The sequence below is a fragment of the Pseudomonas sp. AK106 genome (genome assembly GCF_053903055.1).
The window spans coordinates 4,874,109-4,894,608 of the sequence record NZ_CP096426.1; the positions used below are offsets into that span (position 1 = coordinate 4,874,109).

Consider the following 20,500-nt stretch of genomic DNA (forward strand, 5'->3'; position numbering starts at 1 on the left):
TATGCTCAAACGCCTTGCCTGGCTGATGCTCTGTGTCTGCGCCCCGCTGTCCGCCGCGCCTCACGTCGACAATGATCGTTTGCAGCAACTGGCCAATTCCAGATTCTGGATCTCCATTGGTCACTACGATGCCGGCAAGCTGGGTGGCTGGCGCAGCTATGTCGACGACCCGAAATTCTTCCTCGCCCAGAACGGCGCCCATGACCCCAAAGCCGAGCTGGCCGCGACGCTTGAGGCGATCTACCGTCCTGTCACCCAAGGCCAGGAAAACGCCCATCCGCAGTGCGTTTACCCCTCCCGCACGCGCTTTCTGCGCGACGAATTGAAGCTGACCGATTTGCCCGCGGTTGACTGCAAAGAATTCAACAAATGGTTTTCCGATGTGGCCCCGGACAGCACCGTGCTGATCTTCCCGGCGGCCTACCTCAACAGCCCGTCGTCCATGTTCGGCCACACGCTGCTGCGCATCGATCAGGCGGACGTGCAGGCCAACAAGACCGCTTTGCTCAGCTACGCGATTAATTTCGGCGCTTACATCGAGGGTTCCGACAACAGCATTCTGTATGCGTGGAAAGGCTTGGCAGGAGGCTACCCGGGGCTGTTCGCGCTGGTGCCGTACCAGGAAAAACTCTCCGAGTACCGTAGCCTGGAGAACCGCGATCTGTGGGAATACCGCCTCAACCTGACGCCCGAAGAAACCCGGCGCATGGTCGAGCACGTGTGGGAACTCAAACAGATTCGCTTCGGGTATTTCTTTTTTGACGAGAACTGCTCCTACCGCTTGCTAGAGCTGCTTCAGGTGGCTCGCCCTAGTCTGGACCTGACGCCGCAGTTTCGTCTGACCGCCATTCCCACGGACACCGTGCGCGCGGTCAAGGAAGCGGGTCTGGTCGAGAAGATCGAGTATCGCCCTTCCAGGGAACGGGAGCTGCTGAGCCGCGCCGAGCCGCTGAATCACGATGAGCAGCAGTGGGTCCTGAAAGTCAGTGCGGACCAGAGGCAGATGCAGAGCGCCGATTACCTCGCGTTGCCGAAGGAACGTCGCGCATTGATTCAGGACGCGGCCTACAGGCTGGAGCGGTATCGCGCCAACGGCCAGGAACGTGATCCGACGAGCGCGCAACGCAGCTATGACCTGCTGCGTGCGATCAGCACCAATCCGCCGCCGCCGTTGGAGATTGAACGCCCGGGTCTGCCGGAAGACGGTCATGAGTCGCGTACCTGGCAACTGGGTGCGGGCACCCGGGATGACAAAGCATTCGCCGAATACGGCCTGCGGATGGCGTATCACGATTTGAATGACAACGCGTATGGCTTTCCGCTCGGCGCGCAGATCGAAATCCTGCAGCTCAAGCTGCGCCAATACGAAGACAGTCATTGGCAGGTCCAGCGGCTCGATCTGGCGACCATCCGTTCGCTGACACCGCGCAACGAGCTATTGCAGCCCTGGTCGTGGCAAGTGGCGGGTGGCCTTGAGCGGGTGCTGGGCAAGCACGGCGACGAGAATCTGGTAAGTCACGTCAACGGCGGCGCGGGCGGCACATGGAAATTGGGGGATGACGTGCTGGGCTTCGCACTGGGCACCGTGCGGGTTGAACACAACAACGATTTCTCGGCGCTTATTTCGCCGGCGGCGGGTTTCAATACCGGCGTGCTGTGGCGTAACCCGCTGGGGAATTTCAGCCTGGAAACCAAGGGCGATTACTTCACCAACGGCGAAGTGCGGCGCAACATCAGCCTCAATCAACAATGGGAACTGTCGCGCAATCTCGGCCTGCGGCTCAGCGCCCAGCGGGATTTCAGCCAGCTGACCTCGCCGGTGAATGAAGTGAGGCTTGAGCTGAAGTGGTATCACTATTGAGTGATGCGCTCCTGGTTTTTCAGTGTGATGCCCGACGTCTTCCCGGCTGAAGCCGGTCCTACAATGCGCGCGACGGTTGTGTAGGACTGGCTTTAGCCGGGAAGAGCCCAGCACTGCTATGTGCGCGTCGTGGTGTAACCTTCTTCTTCGATCAATCTCACAATCTGCTCAGCCTCAAGCTGACTCTGGACTTTCACCTCGCCTGTGGCGAGATCAACCTGCACCTGCGCCGTGGGGTCTTGCCCCTGAATGGCGCCAGTGACGGCTCGCACGCAATGTGCGCAGGTCATGCCTTGAACCTTGAATACCTGCATTTGCTGACTCCTCTTCCCATCGAAAACGTGTGATGACGCCATCTAAGACCTTTCCGTCGGGGCAAGGTCAAGTTTCCGGTGAATCGGCCGGGCTGGCATTCATCCGCACTCTGCGCCAGAGTGCGCCTACAACCTTCATATCAGGAGAATCAGACATGCACTGGTCAGCCTTTCGTATTGCAGGTTTCGCCGGACTGTTGGCTTGCGCATCCTGGGCTCATGCCGATCAGGACTATGGCGTGCTGATCATTTCCCGCGAGCGCCTGGAGATCTCCACGTCCTGCGAAATCGGGATCTTCATGCAGGACCAACTCGTCGGGCGCCTGTACCAGGAAGAGTCTCGCTCCTTCAACCTGCCCGCGGGCGACCTGTCTGTGCGCTTGCGTGTACTGCCAGGCCAGACGCCGGGCTGCTCGCCGGGCATTGAGGCGCAGAACAACACGCGCCTGCACATCAATGCAGGTGACGTTCTGAAATACCGCATCGCGTCCGGGCCCAACGGGATGTATCTGAAAAAAGCGGATTTGAATTACTGATAACGGCTCAGAACGACCTTGCCGCCCTGGCAAGGATGAGCTGAAAGTAATCAACTTCAGCTAGCGATGCCTGCGCGATGCGCACCCTCCCCTGATTCCCTTTCACAACGGCCAACAGGCAACTCGGTATTGCCGACGCCCGCAGGTTATTCGCTATATGCCTGACAGGACACTATCGCGAATCAATATTTGAAGAACATGGCATACCGCGCTCTCTCCATCTATACATTGAAGTCAAGACAAGGAGTCACGCAACCCCTACTTAAAAGGAGTTTACAAAATGGCGCGTCTTCCGCCTACAGCAGGATCAGTACAAGTTCTCGACAATGGAGTTCCTCTTGGCACCGCCACACTCCAGGCCGATGGCACATGGAGCTTACCCGCTGCGGGGCTCGCACAAGGCACACATACCTTTACTGCTCGCGTTGATGGCGTTATCTCCAATCCATGGACCGTCAACATCCAACAGAATAATGAGATGAACCTTGTCGAACCCCATTTCAAAAATGCGACAAGTGCAGGGAACGGCAGAGAGCAGATCAATTATTACGCCTACGAAGGCGATGGTTACGTGGAGATTCCTGCCTATGGTGCCCTGAATGGAGATACGGTGCGTGTGTCTTGGGTGGGCAGGAGCGTCACGATAGACTCCGAGATCCAAACGGTGACCAATCCTGCGATTCCGCTGGTCTTCAAGATTTCCATGTACGAGGTCATCGACTGCATCGGGGTCAACGCAACCATCAAATACACCGTGGTACGGCCGCCCAGCAACGAAGTGCATAGGTCTCTGGCCTTGTCCTTGACGGTCATGGGCCATTCCGGTGCCATTGCCGCGCCCACCATCAATAGCCCGGACAACAACAACCTGCGCGTTCAGTTTGCGACTGATTACTACTCGGCGCAGGCGCGGTTCATCGGGCTGACCACCGTTGAAAGTCCTATAAAACAGTTTAACGGCAACTATATAAACTTCACTATTGATCAAACCTGGCTGAACGCAAACAGGGGTAGGCCCGTACTGTTTAACTGGAGCTTGAAACGCTTCGGCAATAGTCAAATCTTTTACTCGCAAATACTGCGGGTCAACGACTTGAAGTACAAGGAAGTCGATCCTGGAACGATCGAGCAATTCGATCCGGCTACGCGCGATGCTATTCAACGCTTCATAGCGAGCGCCTATGTGCTCATCAAGCTGCTGTTCAAACGTTAGTTGGCGAGGAACGCCCCATGAAAACAAGGATGCTTTTAATCGCCGCGTTATTGGCCGGCGCTGCCGCCACACAGCTCTCAGCTGCAGAGGTGGCCATGAAACAGCCCCTTAAACCTTCTGTTGCCCAGAACTGCAGTGAGTACATTCAGAGCGGAAAATGGGTGTATCGCTTCAGCAGCGATTATCAATTCAACGAATGGATGCTGTCACTGACACCCAGTGCATGCGGCCGCTACATCGACGCAACTGAAACGGCGTACATGTTTTATGAAGTCGTCAAGAAGTTCGGACAGAGCGAACATTGGTCGAATAACCGGGGCATGATCAATCAGTTGACCTGTCACCTCTACATCGCGCGGGAAAAACCTGAGTGGAATCTGGAGCCGTGGAGGCCATACGTGGGGTATACCAAAACGGTAGCAGCCGGATGCAACCCTCTCGAACCCGATCCGGACCCTGTCTACCACTGAATCCCTGCCAGACCTGGCGGTGGCTGAGCATCGTTAGATGAAGCGCTGGACACTGATCCAGCGCTTCATTGGCGGGTTGCTACTGCATCCAGGGCGGAGGCGGTTCTTCTGACTTGTTCGGCGGCGCATCGTCCGCCGTTCGCGCGGCCTGGCGCCTTGCGTCATCCAGTCGCGCCGCTTCGATCTCGCGCAAGACACTGCCGACGTCGGCAATATCATCCGGATCTGCAAATTCCCCGGTCAGCACGGTCGCAGGGGACAACGTGCCGGCTTCGAAGTGGGACCACATCTCCCGTGCGTAGCGCGTTTCTTTCAGCTCGGGCGCAAACCGGCCGAAGTAGGACGCCATGTTGCCGACGTCGCGCTCCAGCATGGTGAATGCATGATTGTTGCCCGCAGCATCTACCGCTTGCGGCAAGTCAATAATGACCGGCCCGGTAGGCGTGAGCAGCACATTGAACTCGGACAGGTCACCGTGCACCAGGCCGGTACACAGCATTAGCACGATTTGCTGAATCAGGAACGCGTGATACTCGCGCGCCTGATCGGGCTCAAGCGTCACATCATTCAAACGCGGCGCGGCATCACCGTACTCATCGGCAATAAGCTCCATGAGCAGCACGCCCTCGAGAAAGTCGTACGGCTTGGGCACTCGCACCCCGGCCCCTGCCAGACGGAACAGCGCCGCGACTTCAGCGTTCTGCCACGCGTCTTCGGTTTCCTTGCGGCCGAACTTCGAACCCTTGGCCATGGCGCGGGCCTGGCGGCTGTTGCGGACCTTGCGGCCCTCCTGGTATTCCGCCGCCTGACGGAAACTACGTTTATTGGCCTCCTTGTAAACCTTGGCACACCGCAGCTCTTTGCCACAGCGCACCACATAAACAGCTGCCTCTTTGCCGCTCATGAGCGGGCGCAGCACCTCGTCGACCAGACCGTCTTCGATCAGGGGTTCAATGCGTTTAGGAGTCTTCATCAGCTTTTATTGGGGGTCCTTCGTTGCCAAACACGCGATTGTTGCTCGTTATACGGCAATCCTCTGTCGGCGAGTAGGGGCTTATGCGACTCGACCATGGATTCAATACCTGCCTCTACGGCGCTTACACCTGCAAAGCAGATTTCATGCCGGGCGCAGCGATACCCTGTCGATCAGCCATAAAGCCCTCTGCCAATGGGTCATATCAAAGGAAGGCCCCCCTAACGTCACGGATGCCAAGCGAACACTCAGAAATAAGGGGCCTTTGAAGACCCCTTCCATGACAGCAAATGGTTGCGTCTTCGTTACCAGCTATAGCGAACGCCTACGCTTACGCCCCAAGGTTGTTCGATGTTGCGGCCCTTCATAAAGTCGACATCCGCATGTAACTGCAGCACGTCGGTCATTTGCGCGGCAACGCCGGCCCCCAACTCGACGCGAGAGCCAGAGAGGTCGTTTGTGAAGCGGTTTTCGTTGATGCTCACGCGATTGCGCGACACAAACTCGTGAGCAGCGGCCACCTTCATATAGGGCTGAACAAATGCCCCATCGTCCAGCGTGAATGTGCGGCCCACTTGCGTACCGGCTTTGCCCAGCAACGAATCGGCCCGGTTGCTGCTGGCGCGCATGCCGTTGTCGAGATCGTAACTTTCTCCACCGACCAACAGTCCGGAAACTTGAGCGAACGGCTCGACGAACCAGTCATCTGCGAGCTTGATGTGCTTGCCGACCTCTACCGAGGCACCGACGCCTGCAGTGTTGTAATTACCCTTTGCTTTCTCGCCATCGCTCATGCGCACTTCGGAATGGTTCTGGAAACGGTTGGCCTTGATCAGCGCATCGACATAGAACCCATCATCGGCAAGCCAGGTGCTATAGGCGCCGAGGTAATAGCTGTCAACCGTACCGGATGTGCCTTGCTGAAGGTCCAGGTCGGACTTGCTGTAACCGCCCATCAGGCCCACAAGCCATTGGCCCTCGTTGCTTGGCAAAGGCGCGTCAGCACCGAACGCTACCCCCTGCTGGACTTGCTTATAGGCCACGCCGCCACCCGCAGACATGTTGAATTTATTGCCGTAGCTGCGAATCCAGCCGCCGCCCTGATCGGTACCCTTGCGCAATTCTCCCATGCGAGTGCGCAGCGTCGCTGATTCGCCATACCAAATGGTTGGCGCGGCGCTGAACAGGCCGATCACGGCTTGTGAGGACTCAGAGAGCTCGTCGGTCTTCACCAGCGACCAGTCCGTGCCGCCTTCGGCCACGTTCTGCTCAAGCTGATAGGCGTAGGTGCCAAAGTCGACCTTGCCGCCGAGCAGAGAAAACTGTGCATCGCCTTCTGCCACATGCACGAGGGTCTGGGTATCGTTGGCCTGAACCGGATCGACACCGGTGTTCTGTACCAAAAGCTGGTAACTACCGACGGCCGTTCCTGTCACCTCCAGGAAATCACTCTCGCCAGCCGCCAGATCGGTGCCCATGGCAAATGTGCCATTGCCTTCCAGTTGGCCCAGTGTCAAGCGGCTGAATTCGGGTGTCGTCCCTCGCAGATCAACGGTCCCACCGTTCAGGAAGAGCGAGTTGACTGAGGAATGGCCCTGCATGATCCACGCAGAAGAGTGATCGATAGCGAGGCTCGTAGCGTTAGTCACCTTGCCTGTGAGACTGGCATTGCTATCCAGCGACAGCTTGGCGGTAGATCCCTCTTGCACCAGAACATCACCTTCCAGTTGACTGGCGCTGACGTTGAATGTGGCGATAGCAGCGTTTTCTACCTCGAGGATCACCCCGTTGCCACCTTTGAGGGTGGAGCCGTTGGCGACATCGATCCTGGTTTCGACAGCCGGAGCGTTGCCGGCACTGACCAGAATGGCGCTGCCCTTCTCACCCACGACCGCAGAACCATCGGCCACAACGAGGCTTGCGGCAGAAGACTGCGCCCCTGTTCGACCCGATACCATGACCACGCCGTTGTTTTCCCCTACGACGGTGCTGCCCGACATCGTGGCGCGACTGCCGCCCAGCACCATACCGACACCACCGGAAATAGGCCCCACTGTGTCGACGCCAGCATTGCCTTTGACGGTTGTGTTCACCAATGAAACTTCAGCGCCGTCGAATGCGTTAATCCCGCGACCGGCACCGGAAATGATGCTGTTAGTGACAACCGCGCTTGAGCCGCCCGTGTCCGTGTCATAGCGATACAGATGCAGTCCGAAGCTGGCTTCCGACGTTGAGGACGTGATGTTCTGCGCGGTAATGGTTGCGTTGTTGATGACGGCATGGCTTGTCTCGAGTAACACGCCGGCGCTGCCCCGGCTTGTCGCTGTGCCACCGTCGATATCAACGGTGGAATTCCAGCGGGCATCAATGTTTCCTGTTTCACCTCCCGGTGTGACGACGAGTCGCGCATTATTCAGCCGCCAGTCTTCCGGTGTATCGGCGTAACTGACTGTGGCCTCACTGCCTGGGCGAAGATAGCTGGCCCATCCCCCTTCGCACGTGAGCGCAGTCCCCAGGAAAACGGCGATGGGCCAGGGTGCAGCTCGCATGAATACTCTTTCGGATTTCATTAAACAGTTCCTCTCCCTCATGCACAACGATGTGCGGCTTTAAAGAGAGGCCATTTGATAGGAGAACTTCTTAAATTACGGCAAGAAAGGTCCTACGGTCATGTAGGACATTTCCTAAACAAACTTATCTTGGTACACAAATTGTGGAAGAATCGAGAAGTTTCCTGCGCCGGAGACGCAACCACGCGAAAAGGCGCATTACCAGGAATAGCGCAACCCGACATTCATACCCCAGGGTTGCTCGATGTTTTCGCCACTGCTGTAGTCCACATCGGCATGGAGCTGCAACACATTATTGAGTTGAAGCGCCACGCCCGCGCCTAACTCACCGCGGCTGCCGGACAGATCATCGCTAAACGTCGTCCGATTGACTTTGACTTCGTTGTTGCGCGCAAACTCATGGGCCGCGGCGACTTTCAAATAAGGCTGAACGAATCCTCCCCCGGTCAACGGAATATTTTTGCCCAAGTGGGTGCCCGCTTTGGCAACTAAGGAATCGGCCTTGTTGCTGCGGGCCTCCAATCCGTTATCAAGTGCGTAATCCTCTCCCTGTACCCACAGAGCCGAGACCTGTGCGAAGGGTTCGACAAACCAGTCTTCGGCAAACTTGATGTGTTTACCCACTTCGACAGAACCGCCGATGCCGTAGTTTTGATAATTACCCCTCGATTTTTCACCGTCACTCATGCGCACATCCGCCTTGTTCTGGAAGCGGTTGGCCTTGATCAGCGCGTCAACGTAGTAACCACTTGTCGACAGCCAGGTGCTGTACAAACCCAGATAATAACTCTGGACCCGACCATCGCTGCCTCGCTGCAAGTCGAGAGCGGATTCGCTGTAACCGCCCATTACACCCACCAGCCACTGCCCGTCTACTTCAGAGACCGGGGTGTCTACGCCGAATGAAATGCCAGACTGGGTCTGTGTGTAATTGACCTGGTCCGTTGCCGAGACCCTATATCGGTTTCCATAGGTTCGCGCCCAGACGCCGCCCTGATCGCGCCCGTTGCGCAGTTCCCCCATGCGGCTGCGCAACGTAGCGGTCTCGCCGTACCAGACAGTAGGGGCGGCACTGAACACTCCGATGACCGCGCGCGCCGACGGCGAGATGATCGGCTCGCCAGGACCGACTGGCGGTACACCTCCGTCCCCTTCGCCTGGGCCCACCGGCGGTTCACCTCCGTCGCCTTCGCCTGGACCCACCGGCGGTTCACCTCCGTCGCCTTCGCCTGGACCCACCGGCGGTTCACCTCCGCCCCCTTCGCCTGGGCCCACCGGCGGTTCGCCTCCGTCCCCTTCGCCTGGGCCCACCGGCGGTTCGCCTCCACCGGTGGTTGCCTGGGCAAGAAACCACTCGTTGCCTCTTTTTTCGAGCCGGTACACGAATGTCCCCACGTCCACTTGGCCGCCCAGGACAGAAAAGGCCGCGCTACCGCCTCCCGAGTGCACAACCTTCTGCGCGAAATCCTCCTGGACGGGTTCGACGCCCGTATTCTGCACACGCAGCACAAACGCCCCATCGGCATTCCCCACCACGTTGACCAGGTCACTGAGATGTCCGGCCAGATCCGTGCCCATCGTAAACGCGCCATTCCCCGCGAGGCTGCTGGCGTTGAGCGTGCGGAAACCCTGACCGCCCGCTCGCATGTTTACCGTCCCGCCAGCCATTGTCAGCTCGCCCACTGAGGAGTCGCTGACTATGTTGAACGTGGAGGCCCCGTCGACTGCCATCCGTTGCCCCTGAACCACTGTCCCGGTCAGTTGTGAACCGTTATTGAGCGTGATGGAAACCGGGGTAACAGCGTCCTGCACCACGTCGCCGGTCATAGTGCTCCCATCGAGACTCAGGCTGCCCAGGTTGCTCAATGTGCCGACAAGGTTTGCACCATTGGTCATGGACACCCTCGCAACTGATCCACTGCTCTCGGTTACATTACCGGTCACGGTGCTCGCACTCAGATCAAGACTTGCAATGTCGGACATGGATCCTGTGAATGTCGAGTTGTTTGCCATGACGACCGCAGTCGGCGAACCGGGCAAGGCAATGACGTTGCCGGTCATGGTGGCGGCATTTATGTTCAGACTGTTGATATGGGTCATGTCGCCGGTGAAAGCAGCGTTGTTACGTAATGTGACGTCGGCGAGCGAGCCCTGGATGACATTGACATCACCGACGAGTCGGCTGTCATCGGCCACAAAGTTCACGTTCGATGCCCGGGAAGCCGTAGCCGCCTGCCCAACCTCGAGAATCACGCCATTGCCGCTATTGAGCGTGGACCCGTTCTGCACGGTGACCGTGGCGTTGGTCACCGTGCCGACGACTGTCCCGATCAGAATAGCGCTGCCGGAGGTGCCTGTGAGAGTGGCGCCATCCAGGCTGAGCGACGGGGTGATTCGGCCGCCGTTGTCGGCCGTGAGAACCGCGCCCCGGTTACTGCCGGTAGCCGCCCCCCCTTGCAGGGATAACGATCCGCCAATAACCGTCAGCCCCACTCCATCGGCGATGACGCCCCCGGGCCCGCTGCCGCTGCTCGTCACTTGGGTATTGATCAGCGTTGCCGTGCTGTCGCCCACGACATTGACGCCTCGTCCAATGCCGCTGATCGAGCTGTTAGTGACACTGGCAGTCGACCCGCCTCCTGCACCGGAAATCTGACGGTTGACAGACAGGCCAACAGCATTGACCGATGAAATGGTTGAATCGTTGATCAGGCCGTTGCTGACGATCAGGCTGACGCCGGAAGAGTTAGGTTGGGTGGCAGGATCAATAGCCGAAACCGAGCCACCGTCGAGATTCACTGTTGATCCTGCCTGAGCGCTGATCCCCTGAGTTGCCCCACCCGGGTTGACCAGCAGCGTCGCGTTATCAAGTCGCCAGAATGTCACGGGCGACCCGGCATTGACGATACCCGTTGTGCCCGGAGCTAAAATTGCCGCGCCTGCGCAATGACTGACGGCCATTCCAAACACCATGAGAACGGGAAATTCCCAACCTTCAGTTCCGAATCCTTTACGACGTGTCATAACTAACCTCCCTGTTTCCTTGAGTCGCCCCTGATTGATTAGCGATTGCCGAGCGTGCTCATGGCGCTTATCAAAGGGTAAACCAAGTGTATGCAGCACTCATTATTTAGCACGCGTATTAACGCCCGTTTTAATAACCATTCGAAATAATGGTTATTTCAGTTCGCTCTAACCGCCCAACGGCGCCGACAACACATTGATATGCCAAGTACTTTCGTTGACATTTATTTATCGCCCGCCCACGGCACTGTCATTTATGACAGCAGACAGACTCTTGAAAACCCACCATCTTGTTATCGGCATTTACGCCATATCTTCACAGGGAGTTGGACATGGGAAACAATATCTTTCCGTCATCAACAAGAGCTCGAGCAGGACGCGCGCTTTTGCAACTGACTGTTTTTAATAGAGACCCGGTTACTCATACGATTCCGCTTGAGTTTCTGGACGCAGACCTTGAGGTGGGAATTCCCGACAGCGACGACATCTTCGTCGGCGATTTTCTGGAACTCTATGTGAGAGGCACCCCGCTCGGAACACGCCGTACCGTCACCGCTGCCGATAAGCAAGCCGCCCAGGGCAACCCCGCTTTCTACTACTCAATGACTATTGATAAGGCTTCTTTTCCGTCCGAGGGTGAAAGTGTAACGTTCAACGTGGATTACTACGTAGGCTCTGGCAGCGTAAAGGACTTATCCAATTTGCCTGTGGAGGTGATTCTGGATCGAGAACCTCCAGGTGGAACGCCGCTTCCCTACTTGAGCTTCACACCTGAGCAACTCGACGGCATCGCACAGAGCGACTTGACGGACGATTACCTCGACGTCCGGGCGCCACTCTGGTATGGCAAGCGTATCGGGGATGTTCTTACGCCATGGCTGGGCACTTCTGAAACGGAAGGAGTGCTGGTCACCGAGAGTGCGGTGGAAGTCACAAGTATCAGCGAAACTACCTTTGCGCGCTTCCCCAAGTCTCTACTGCTCATCAACGGTGATGTTCCTCAATATTTCGCGTATCAACTGCGGGACGGGTTGGGGAACCAGTCCGAGGTGGCACGCAGCCGCGAAATTCCTGTGTCATTGACACGCTGGCGTTACAAATCAAAAAAACGTTTTGAGAAAAGCGGTCGCGCATCGGTCGATAACGGCGTGGGCAAGCTTGTTGCCACCCTACTCCCCCCACTCCAAGTGCCAGACACGGTCTTTCCGGACGGCACTCTTCCTCTTGCGATACTGGGTGCGGATCTTCCAGTTCGCATCCCGAACAAAGTTCCCGAGTTTCCGGCGGGCGCCGTCATTCAGTTGTATCGGGTGGCCGAAGACGGAACAGCGACGGAACTAGGACCTCAACGCCCTATTACGCAGGCCGAGTCGGATGATGGAAGCTTCGTGTTCGATTTGGCGATTCCTAAAACGGATTTTCCTGCAACGGGCACCACGCCATGGGCACTCGATTACAGCGTTTTTGACCCGCTTTCCAGCGGAGAAGGTCTGTCAGGAAATCTTGTAACAGTGATCTTCGATCGCGAAGCCCCGGGTGGAGCTTCGCCCCCCGACATGCCTTTGCTGGAATTCACCCAGGAGCAACTGTCAGGCATTACCCTGGCGGATGTCGTCGGTGATGGCATTCCCGCCACCCTGCCCGCCTGGTATCTGAGCGCCGGCCTGGATGTTGCGCAACTGTGGCTAAGCGATACTGCAGCAGAGGACGACGCTAAATATCTTCCCGGCACTTTTACGCTGACCGATGCAAGCGCAGGCAAAGCCTTGGATGTCAAGTTTTTGGTCACAGACATCGAGCCGCTGGGCAACAAGGTCCTATACTTTGCTTATCGACTCACGGACAAGGCCGGCAATATCAGTCCACGTGCAAACCCCGTCCCTATTGAAGTACTCCTGACCGAAGCGCCAACTGATCTTGAGCCTCCGGTGGTTCCGGACTACGTCGCTCACGGCGTCGTGACTCAGCAAGACGCGGCTGAACTGGTGGAAGTCGAAATACCGAATTATACGAACGCTGCGGAAGGCGACAGGATCTACGTCGTATGGGGCAATACGAAAATGCCGCCCGTGACGTTGGTGGCGGCCGACTTAAACCCTGCCCCAACCGTACCTTTGAAAGTGATCAAGTTGCCTTATGCGGATGTTCTAGCCGAAGGCAGCGGCAACGGCAAAGTAGTTACATACGAAATATGGCGCGGGAGCGTGCTTGCAAACACTTCTCCCCCAACTTCCGTTAACGTAAATCTCGACAGCCCAGGCCCAGGCCCCGATCCAGACCCGGAAACGCCTTGGCATGAAAACCTCGTGCCGCTGGTCGTCGTCGGTGACAGCGGCGCTGGCGGTGATAACGTGATTCCGCCTGGCGACTTCAACAAGGATGCTGTAGCCACTGTTCCCCATATCGGCAAAGACGGGATGGTTATCTGGAAACCCGGGGATCGGGTGCAAGTCAGTTGGAACGGCATACTCATTGGAACGCCATTTCCCATTACCCTCGCAAATGAAAAACAAGATGCGAAAATCACTATACCCGCAACGACAGTGGGTGCCTCGACCGGACTGAAAGATGTGTTCTACATCGTAAGCCGTGATTTGCCCCCCAGTAGTCAGGTAGCGACTGCAGTATCCGAAACGACACCGGTCGATGTGCAATCGCCAGGCTTACTGCCAGGGGACGGTTCGTTAGCCAAGGCGGTATTCCCCGAAGAGGATACCGCTCAGAATGTGATCAACACGAAGAACGGGCTGGACGGAACGCCCATCCAGATTATGCTGAAGGATGTGAGCAACATTGCCAAGGATGACCTCATCAACTTGAGGTTCGTGGGTCGGAAAGGTCTATTTGACCCCACGGCTGAGGAAATCTCCGGGACCGAACTTGTTGTCATCGACCACAGGATCACCGACCAGGAAATACTACTGGGTCATTACGAACTTGCTGTTCCTTATAATCCCTATCTGCAAAAAATCTGCCGTGCTGGCTGCACGGTGAATTACTCCATTACCAATAAAGTTGGCACACCTGTTGAGGCGGATCAGAAGTATATCCGGATCGCACTGGGTCCAGTAGGAAACCTTTTTGTTTGTCCGATCAACCCTACAATACCGGCAGATTCGCGTTCGGGAACCGTAGTTATTCCTCGCGCGTAGTCACCCTTCTACAACAGGGCGCAGTAGGGCCCTGTTGTAGAGGTCTGGCTTCTAACACCGTTCGCTCTGAAAGGAATTACCTTATGGCAGTTTTACCAGACGGCACTGTCTCAACCCGCTCAAGTGGAACGTTAGCGCTCAATCCATTGATCATCCCCGTCATGGATTACGGGTCGGCGAGGCCTGGCCTAGGCTGGGATGACTTGAACGACCCCAGTAAGCCCGTGTTCTTGCAGGCTCGGTTAAATATCCAGGCTTACCAACCGGGAGACTTCGTCACGCTCTATTGGAACGACGAAACTGTACAGACCTTCTCCTTGGAGGAATCGCACTTTCAGAACAGCTTCATGGCGTTCAACCTCTATCCGGTCTCCATTGTCGAGCCCAGTGGTGAAGTTTATTACACCATTTTTGACCAACTCAGCGACTCAACTGCACCGTCAGACAAACGAACGGTGCGCGTAAAGTTGTCAGTGCCCGGCGGACCTGATACCGACGCTTCAACACCCTACCTCAATGACCGACTGACCGTGGCGAGTATTACACCTGCAGGCGACATAACTGACGAGAATATCCCCGTCAGTGTCACTGTTGCGCCATGGCTGTACATGGCCGAAGGCGACGAACTCACGGTCATCTGGAACGGCGTTCGGCTTACACAGGCTCCATTGGTCGGCGCGCAGGTAGATCAGCCTCAGACCGTTGTTATCCCCAGAGAAACGCTCATTGGTGCGGGCGACGGCAGCCCCGTGACGGTGAGTTATGAGATCAGGGACATCGTCAACAATTACTCGCTCGTGTCCAGGCCAGCTTTTACCAACGTCATCGTTGATCCCAACGCTCCTCCAGCACCGGCCGTCAAGGTAGCCGGGACGCGGGTGAGCATCATCGATCTCGATCAGTTGGGCAGCGGCAATGTCCAGGTCGAAATCCCCCATGACAACGGAATTCCCGCTGCCGGGGACTCGGTAACGCTGAACTGGAAGGGCAGAGCTGCAGACGGTATGCCATTCGAAAAGGTCCTTGGGCCAGCAACATACCCCGGAGGCGGACTCAATCTGGAGTTCACCGTGGCCAACGCTGATGTTGTGGCCATTGCCGGTGGCGGGGCTGTTGTCAGCTATCTGGTACAAGGCAAAGGTTCGAAACGTACCACCATCACTGTGGTCGGTGTGCCCGCGCAACTGACAGCACCACTGATCCCTGGCGTTGTCGGTGACATAGACATTGGCGTGATCTCGGATCCGGTACTGGTTCGGATACCTGCCTATGCCGGTAAAGCAGAGAATGACGTGATTTTTCTCTCCTGGGAGGGGCTGACGGAGGCCGGTAACGCGCTGGTGTTCTCGGACACCTATACCGTAGGGAATGGAGAAGCCTCGATTGGGAAAGACATGGAGGTTAACAAAAACCTACTCACGCCCCTGGCCAGTGGCTCGTTGAGCATAAGCTATCGCGTTAACAAACCGGGTGGGGCAACGTTGAAGTCAGAGGTCACGGCTTACACCGTCAGCGGAAGCATATTGCTTACCATCCCGACGGTGCTGAACGCCCCTGGCGACATTTTCGATCCGGCGGCCAATCCCAATGGCACTTCGGTACATGTGGATGGCGTCGCTGCTGCCCTCAAGCGCCTGGACGAAGTGACGATTTACTGGACCGGCCCCGTTCAGGAGGGCAGTGCGTCGCAGACGTTTACGATCGCCAGCGATAATCAGTCCCTCGATTGGCCGGTGTTGGCAGCGCAGATTGATCCAAGCCGCGGCAGCACCGTTAATGTGTTTTATGAAGTAAAGCGAACGGCTGGGGGCAGCGGCAAATCAGTCACCCGAACGCTTGCGATCCTTGATCCGCTCCCGAACGAGATCACGGATGATTTCACGTCACGCACGGGCGCGATGATCCGGGCCGGAGGAACGCTCAGCACCGATTACATCACACTGTTTTTTGAGTCGGGCAACGGCCAGGCAGGATTCCCGATACGCGACGACGTACCCCCCGACGGGGCGGCGGCGTTGCAACTGCCTGTACTTCACATTTGCTATCAACATCCGGCCAACCAACCAGGAACCCAAGTCGTCCTGATGGATTTGCGACGCGACTGCTCGAAAATTGAATTCGACATTTATGGCTGCAACGGCAAAACCCGTATCGACTTGCTGGATGCCAGTAAAAATATCGTCGAGACTAAAACCCTGCCAGCAACGACAAATCATCACTTCATTTCCACCACCGCCCTGCCCATTCACTTCATCCGCGTTACCGGAGAGACCGACTGGACGCTGTGGGACAACATCAAGATGACAACGCGCAATCTTGCAAGGAGCAAAAGAAAATGAAGACCACTTCCCTCACCACCGACCAAAAAGACAAATTGACGGCGGCAATCAAACAGGCGCTTGACGGCAATTTATCCATTAACGCAGCACTCTACCCTCGTCCTAAAGTCGAGCCTGCAGACGCATTCAACGTGCTTGATCCCAACAAGAACAACGCTGTCGATAACACCTATATTGTCATTGATAATATTCCCGCCACCTATCTGGTCAGTTTTTACTGGAACGATGATTACTCGATCGAACCGGTCGCTTCCGTGGGAACGCAAATCAGGGTCAAGGTCCCCTCTGCCCTTGTCATTGCAGCGGGTGAAACCCTCCCTCAACCCATCCTCGTCATTTACTCGGTGCTCAATCCAAATGAGCCAGACGGCGTCGCGTCTGAGCCCCTTCAACTCACCGTGCGCAAGTACGTGCGTCCGGCCTATCCAAAGCCGGTCATTACCGAGGCGCAGGGGACTGAGCTTGATGTGACGGCGTTGACGGCTAACGCCCACATGACACTCGCGGCCTGGACTGGTCAGGCAGTGGGGCAAAAACTCTGGCTGAGCGTGGTCTCGACGCCGCAGATCACGCTGCAGAACTGGAATCCGCTGAACGTCACGACGTTGGGCGCCCAGAGCAGGGGCATCTCCAAGGACCTCCTCAAAACGCTGAACGACGGCTCGACCTTTACGCTGAAGCTGGAGGCGTCTTTTGATGGCGGTGCAACGCGTTTTCCGTTTTCGGAACAGGCGTACACCATTAGAAGCGTCCCGGTTGTTCATACGATTGAAATCACCAAGGTGACGGACTCAAAAGGGCTGGAAATTGTTGACGGAGGAACTACGCAAGACACCACCGTACTCCTGACAGGCACAGTTTCTTGAGAGTTCCAGGCTGAAAAACCCTACGACTGGTTTAAGTAACGATCATTAGATACCGCCGGGTTTGAGTAACAAGTACGTCAATACCCGGCTGTCTGGCTCACAGCCTATTCACACATCGACTCCGTGAACCAGATTAGCAAGGAGCAAAAGAAAATGAAGACCACTTCCCTGACCGCCGAGCAAAAAGACAAATTGACGGCGGCAATCAAACAGGCGCTTGACGGCACTTTATCCATTAACGCAACACCCTACCCTCGTCCTAAAGTCGAGCCTGCAGACGCATTCAACGTGCTTGATCCCAACAAGAACAACGCCGTCGATAACACCTATATTGTCATTGATAATATTCCCGCCACTTATCTGGTCAGTTTTTACTGGAACGATGATTACTCGATCGAACCGGTCGCTTCCGAGGGAATGCAAATCAGGGTCAAGGTCCCCTCTGCCCTTGTCATTGCAGCGGGTGAAACCCTCCCTCAACCCATCCTCGTCATTTACTCGGTGCTCAATCCAAATGAGCCAGAAGGCGTCGCGTCTGACCCCCTTCAACTCACCGTGCGCAAGTATGTGCGTCCGGCCTATCCAAAGCCGGTCATTACCGAAGCGCAGGGGACTGAGCTTGATGTGACGGCGTTGACCGCCAATGCCCACATGACACTCGCGGCCTGGCCTGGTCAGGCAGTGGGGCAAAAACTCTGGCTGAGCGTGGTCTCGACGCCGCAGATCACGCTGCAGAACTGGAATCCGCTGAACGTCACGACATTGGGCGCCCAGAGCAGGGGCATCTCCAAGGACCTCCTCAAAACGCTGACCGACGGCTCGACCTTTATCCTGAAGCTGGAAGCGTCTTTTGATGGAGGGGCAACGCGTTTTCCGTTTTCGGAACAGGCGTACACCATTAGGAGCGCACCGGCGGTAATTCCGGCGCCGGTCATCGTGGAAGCGCTGGCAGGGACATTGAATCCGATCACCGTCGTGGGCGGCGCCACGTTTCGTGCGAGTTATCCAGGCATGCGAGCCAGCGATACTATCGTGCCGGTCTGGAACGATATCTCCGATACCATTCCGTCGAAGCCTGGTGAACCCGGTGGCTCTCCGCCGGAGACGGTTGAGTCCCCTGTTCCGGCGACGATGATTGGAGCGGTTATAGGCAAGACGATTGACGTGCGCTACCGAGTTTACCGTGATAGCCGGACGTATTTCTCAGACATTCTCAAATTGACAGTTGAGGCGATCCCCCCTGCGTCACTGCCAACGCCGCAAATCACCGAGGCTCTGGGGGACGTTTTAGATTTGAACACTTTTGCCGGTGATGCAAATGTTACGGTAGCGCCTTGGCCTTTTATTGCTGAGGGTCAGACAGTTTGGTTGACGGTTACCGGACCAGGAGGGGTACCGACAATCAGGTTGCTGGAGGCATATCTGACTCAAGCCGCAGAAGTCAGTAGCGGGCTCAATGTTCTTATTAAGCGTTCGGACTTAGACACACTCGCGAATGGGAGCGAATTGCAGATTGTCTGCAAGGTCGGGTTTGAAGATGAAGATAGCGAAGCCGACGCGCTAGGATTTCCTGCACTGCTATTAAAAGTCAGTACGCTACCTCCCGTGGTTTACGAAGATTTCAGCGGTTGCCCCTTAATGGTGATTACCACAGGTGAAACAATAAAAACCGGGACTATGCATATCACATTAGAGGCTGGACCCGCGTGTGCTATAACAGACCATTCAAGCCACGGCTTGCTGACGCCACCTTACTTCGCGCCTGGTGGCGATACTTCGTTGCCCAAGAACTCCATACTGATTGATTTTTTGCATGATTATACGACAGTAAGCTTTAAGGAGTACGACATAAATGCAACCTATATAGGATATTACAACTTCTACAACTCCGCAGAGGATTTAGTTTATTCGATGACCGCAGATTATCGTCCAAACTCCCCATTGAGAGAACGAACCTACACATCCAACATTAAAGGAGCCATAAGGAAGCTAAGATTTACCACTGCAGACGGCGATCTTACTCTACTTGACGACTTCATGTTGACTCGATGACCCAAGCGAAATAACGGGCTTCATTCGATAAAGGGGTCTCGATAAATAACGATAAAAGGGTCTGATTTATTTAAACCGGGGACAGATTAATTTACGGTGAAGCGTGTAAATAAATCAGTCCCCTTGCATCTCTAAATAAATCCGTCCCCTTGCCTCGAGTCAGCGCTTTTGGTTCGCTTGCGCTACAAACGTGCAATCAATTTGCCCCCTTTGACGCAGGTCGCCCTGAACCATCGCGGCTACGCTGATCCTTCCCAAGGACGGAGGATCAGTCATGCCCCGCATTACTCGTATCGTGTTGCCCGGTCACCCTCATCATATTGTTCAGCGCGGCCATAACCGGCAAACGGTGTTTGCCCATGAGGACGATTTCGCGCGTTATCTGGATGATCTGCAGGAACTCAAAGATGTGTTTGACGTGAAGGTGTTTGCGTTCTGCCTGATGACCAACCATGTGCACTTATTGCTAGCCCCTTCATGCACCGAAGGATTGGGGAAGTTGATGAAGGCGCTTGCTGCGCGCATGACGCGGTATCGCAATAAGCTGGAGGGGCGGTCTGGAACGCTATGGGAGAGTCGTTACAAGTCTAGCGTTGTCCAGTCCGATGGATATTTGCTGGCGTGCAGTCGGTATATCGAACTCAATCCTGTGCGGGCCGGAATGGTTGAACGCGTGGAGGAGTATCGATGGTCAAGCTTTGGGTTGCGGTTCACCACGAATGTGCAGCACGACTGGCTGGATGTTCATTCCTGTTACGAGGCTTTGGGGCTGACACGGCTTGGTCGGCAACAGGCGTATCGGTCGTTTTTTGAGGCGCCGGCGGCTGACGGCGAGCTGAGACTGATTCGGAATGCACTGCAGAGGGGGCAATTGACGGGGGGACGGCAGTTTGCTGATGAGGTTGAACAGGTGTTGGGGCGACGGGTTGAATACCGGGGCCGGGGTCGGCCTCAGGGTGTATTGGGTACTTGATCAGGGATGGATCAGATCGGATTTGGCACGCGGGGACATGGCACGCGCGGCACTCGGGGACAGATTAATTTACGGTGAAACGTTGTAAATAAATCAGTCCCCTTTCCAGTAGTCCCCTTTCCAGTAAATAAATCAGTCCCCTTTCCACGCCTACCTA

General features: G+C 56.1%; 13 protein-coding genes. 9 read left to right on the plus strand and 4 right to left on the minus strand.

The genetic code is table 11. From position 1 onward, the window contains the following. Position 1: 1 nt before the first annotated feature. Positions 2-1,861: an Lnb N-terminal periplasmic domain-containing protein gene (locus tag M1E04_RS21490; RefSeq protein WP_456292003.1), complete on the plus strand. Its 1,860-nt coding sequence runs from the start codon at positions 2-4 to the stop codon at positions 1,859-1,861. 116 nt (positions 1,862-1,977) lie between these two features. Here the strand turns inward: M1E04_RS21490 and M1E04_RS21495 are convergent, their stop codons facing one another. Continuing rightward, positions 1,978-2,175 carry a heavy-metal-associated domain-containing protein gene (locus M1E04_RS21495; protein WP_192133176.1) on the minus strand — a complete coding sequence of 66 codons (198 nt, stop codon included), beginning with the start codon at positions 2,173-2,175 and terminating at the stop codon, positions 1,978-1,980. A 155-nt stretch (positions 2,176-2,330) separates the two neighbouring features. Between M1E04_RS21495 and M1E04_RS21500 the strand changes: the two genes are divergently transcribed. The 3 genes from M1E04_RS21500 to M1E04_RS21510 all read left to right on the plus strand — a co-directional run bounded on the left by M1E04_RS21500 (position 2,331) and on the right by M1E04_RS21510 (position 4,394). Then, positions 2,331-2,711: a hypothetical protein gene (locus M1E04_RS21500; protein WP_369318899.1), complete on the plus strand. Its 381-nt coding sequence runs from the start codon at positions 2,331-2,333 to the stop codon at positions 2,709-2,711. A 280-nt stretch (positions 2,712-2,991) separates the two neighbouring features. Then, the gene (locus M1E04_RS21505) at positions 2,992-3,924 is read left to right on the plus strand and encodes an Ig-like domain-containing protein (RefSeq protein WP_456292004.1); all 933 of its coding nucleotides are present in this window, start codon (positions 2,992-2,994) and stop codon (positions 3,922-3,924) included. 17 nt (positions 3,925-3,941) lie between these two features. Beyond that, on the plus strand, positions 3,942-4,394 hold the full coding sequence (locus tag M1E04_RS21510; protein WP_065987690.1) for a DUF2599 domain-containing protein: 453 nt from the start codon (positions 3,942-3,944) through the stop codon (positions 4,392-4,394). A 79-nt stretch (positions 4,395-4,473) separates the two neighbouring features. Here M1E04_RS21510 and M1E04_RS21515 read toward each other — a convergent pair whose 3' ends face one another. The 3 genes from M1E04_RS21515 to M1E04_RS21525 form a co-directional block, all read right to left on the minus strand. Beyond that, positions 4,474-5,367, minus strand: a complete 894-nt coding sequence (locus M1E04_RS21515; RefSeq protein WP_192133180.1) for a PA4780 family RIO1-like protein kinase — start codon at positions 5,365-5,367, stop codon at positions 4,474-4,476. A gap of 305 nt (positions 5,368-5,672) precedes the next feature. Continuing rightward, a complete protein-coding gene (locus M1E04_RS21520) occupies positions 5,673-7,937 on the minus strand; it encodes an autotransporter outer membrane beta-barrel domain-containing protein (RefSeq protein ID WP_456292005.1) in 2,265 nt (754 codons plus the stop codon). Positions 7,938-8,135: 198 nt separating this feature from the next. Next, positions 8,136-10,961, minus strand: coding sequence for an autotransporter outer membrane beta-barrel domain-containing protein (locus tag M1E04_RS21525; protein ID WP_456292006.1), 2,826 nt, complete (start codon positions 10,959-10,961; stop codon positions 8,136-8,138). A 332-nt stretch (positions 10,962-11,293) separates the two neighbouring features. Here M1E04_RS21525 and M1E04_RS21530 point away from each other — a divergent pair, with 332 nt between their 5' ends. From M1E04_RS21530 to M1E04_RS21550, 5 genes are all read left to right on the plus strand, one after another. Next, the gene (locus M1E04_RS21530) at positions 11,294-14,113 is read left to right on the plus strand and encodes a hypothetical protein (protein WP_456292007.1); all 2,820 of its coding nucleotides are present in this window, start codon (positions 11,294-11,296) and stop codon (positions 14,111-14,113) included. A gap of 83 nt (positions 14,114-14,196) precedes the next feature. Then, positions 14,197-16,452 carry a hypothetical protein gene (locus tag M1E04_RS21535; protein WP_456292008.1) on the plus strand — a complete coding sequence of 752 codons (2,256 nt, stop codon included), beginning with the start codon at positions 14,197-14,199 and terminating at the stop codon, positions 16,450-16,452. Further along, positions 16,449-17,318 (plus strand): hypothetical protein, encoded by an 870-nt coding sequence (locus M1E04_RS21540; RefSeq protein ID WP_192133190.1) that lies wholly within the window; start codon positions 16,449-16,451, stop codon positions 17,316-17,318. Before M1E04_RS21535 ends, M1E04_RS21540 begins: the two co-directional genes overlap by 4 nt. A 153-nt stretch (positions 17,319-17,471) precedes the next feature. Then, the gene (locus tag M1E04_RS21545) at positions 17,472-19,370 is read left to right on the plus strand and encodes a hypothetical protein (protein ID WP_456292009.1); all 1,899 of its coding nucleotides are present in this window, start codon (positions 17,472-17,474) and stop codon (positions 19,368-19,370) included. 274 nt (positions 19,371-19,644) lie between these two features. Next, the gene (locus M1E04_RS21550; RefSeq protein ID WP_456292010.1) at positions 19,645-20,343 is read left to right on the plus strand and encodes a transposase; all 699 of its coding nucleotides are present in this window, start codon (positions 19,645-19,647) and stop codon (positions 20,341-20,343) included. Positions 20,344-20,500 lie beyond the last annotated feature (157 nt).

Coding starts and splice junctions, on each gene's coding strand:
- M1E04_RS21550 (WP_456292010.1), top strand. CDS start 19,645: ATGCCCCGCATTACTCGTATCGTGTTGCCCGGTCACCCTCATCATATT.
- M1E04_RS21530 (WP_456292007.1), top strand. CDS start 11,294: ATGGGAAACAATATCTTTCCGTCATCAACAAGAGCTCGAGCAGGACGC.
- M1E04_RS21525 (WP_456292006.1), bottom strand. CDS start 10,961: ATGACACGTCGTAAAGGATTCGGAACTGAAGGTTGGGAATTTCCCGTT.
- M1E04_RS21540 (WP_192133190.1), top strand. CDS start 16,449: ATGAAGACCACTTCCCTCACCACCGACCAAAAAGACAAATTGACGGCG.
- M1E04_RS21535 (WP_456292008.1), top strand. CDS start 14,197: ATGGCAGTTTTACCAGACGGCACTGTCTCAACCCGCTCAAGTGGAACG.
- M1E04_RS21490 (WP_456292003.1), top strand. CDS start 2: ATGCTCAAACGCCTTGCCTGGCTGATGCTCTGTGTCTGCGCCCCGCTG.
- M1E04_RS21520 (WP_456292005.1), bottom strand. CDS start 7,937: ATGAAATCCGAAAGAGTATTCATGCGAGCTGCACCCTGGCCCATCGCC.
- M1E04_RS21510 (WP_065987690.1), top strand. CDS start 3,942: ATGAAAACAAGGATGCTTTTAATCGCCGCGTTATTGGCCGGCGCTGCC.
- M1E04_RS21500 (WP_369318899.1), top strand. CDS start 2,331: ATGCACTGGTCAGCCTTTCGTATTGCAGGTTTCGCCGGACTGTTGGCT.
- M1E04_RS21545 (WP_456292009.1), top strand. CDS start 17,472: ATGAAGACCACTTCCCTGACCGCCGAGCAAAAAGACAAATTGACGGCG.
- M1E04_RS21505 (WP_456292004.1), top strand. CDS start 2,992: ATGGCGCGTCTTCCGCCTACAGCAGGATCAGTACAAGTTCTCGACAAT.
- M1E04_RS21515 (WP_192133180.1), bottom strand. CDS start 5,367: ATGAAGACTCCTAAACGCATTGAACCCCTGATCGAAGACGGTCTGGTC.
- M1E04_RS21495 (WP_192133176.1), bottom strand. CDS start 2,175: ATGCAGGTATTCAAGGTTCAAGGCATGACCTGCGCACATTGCGTGCGA.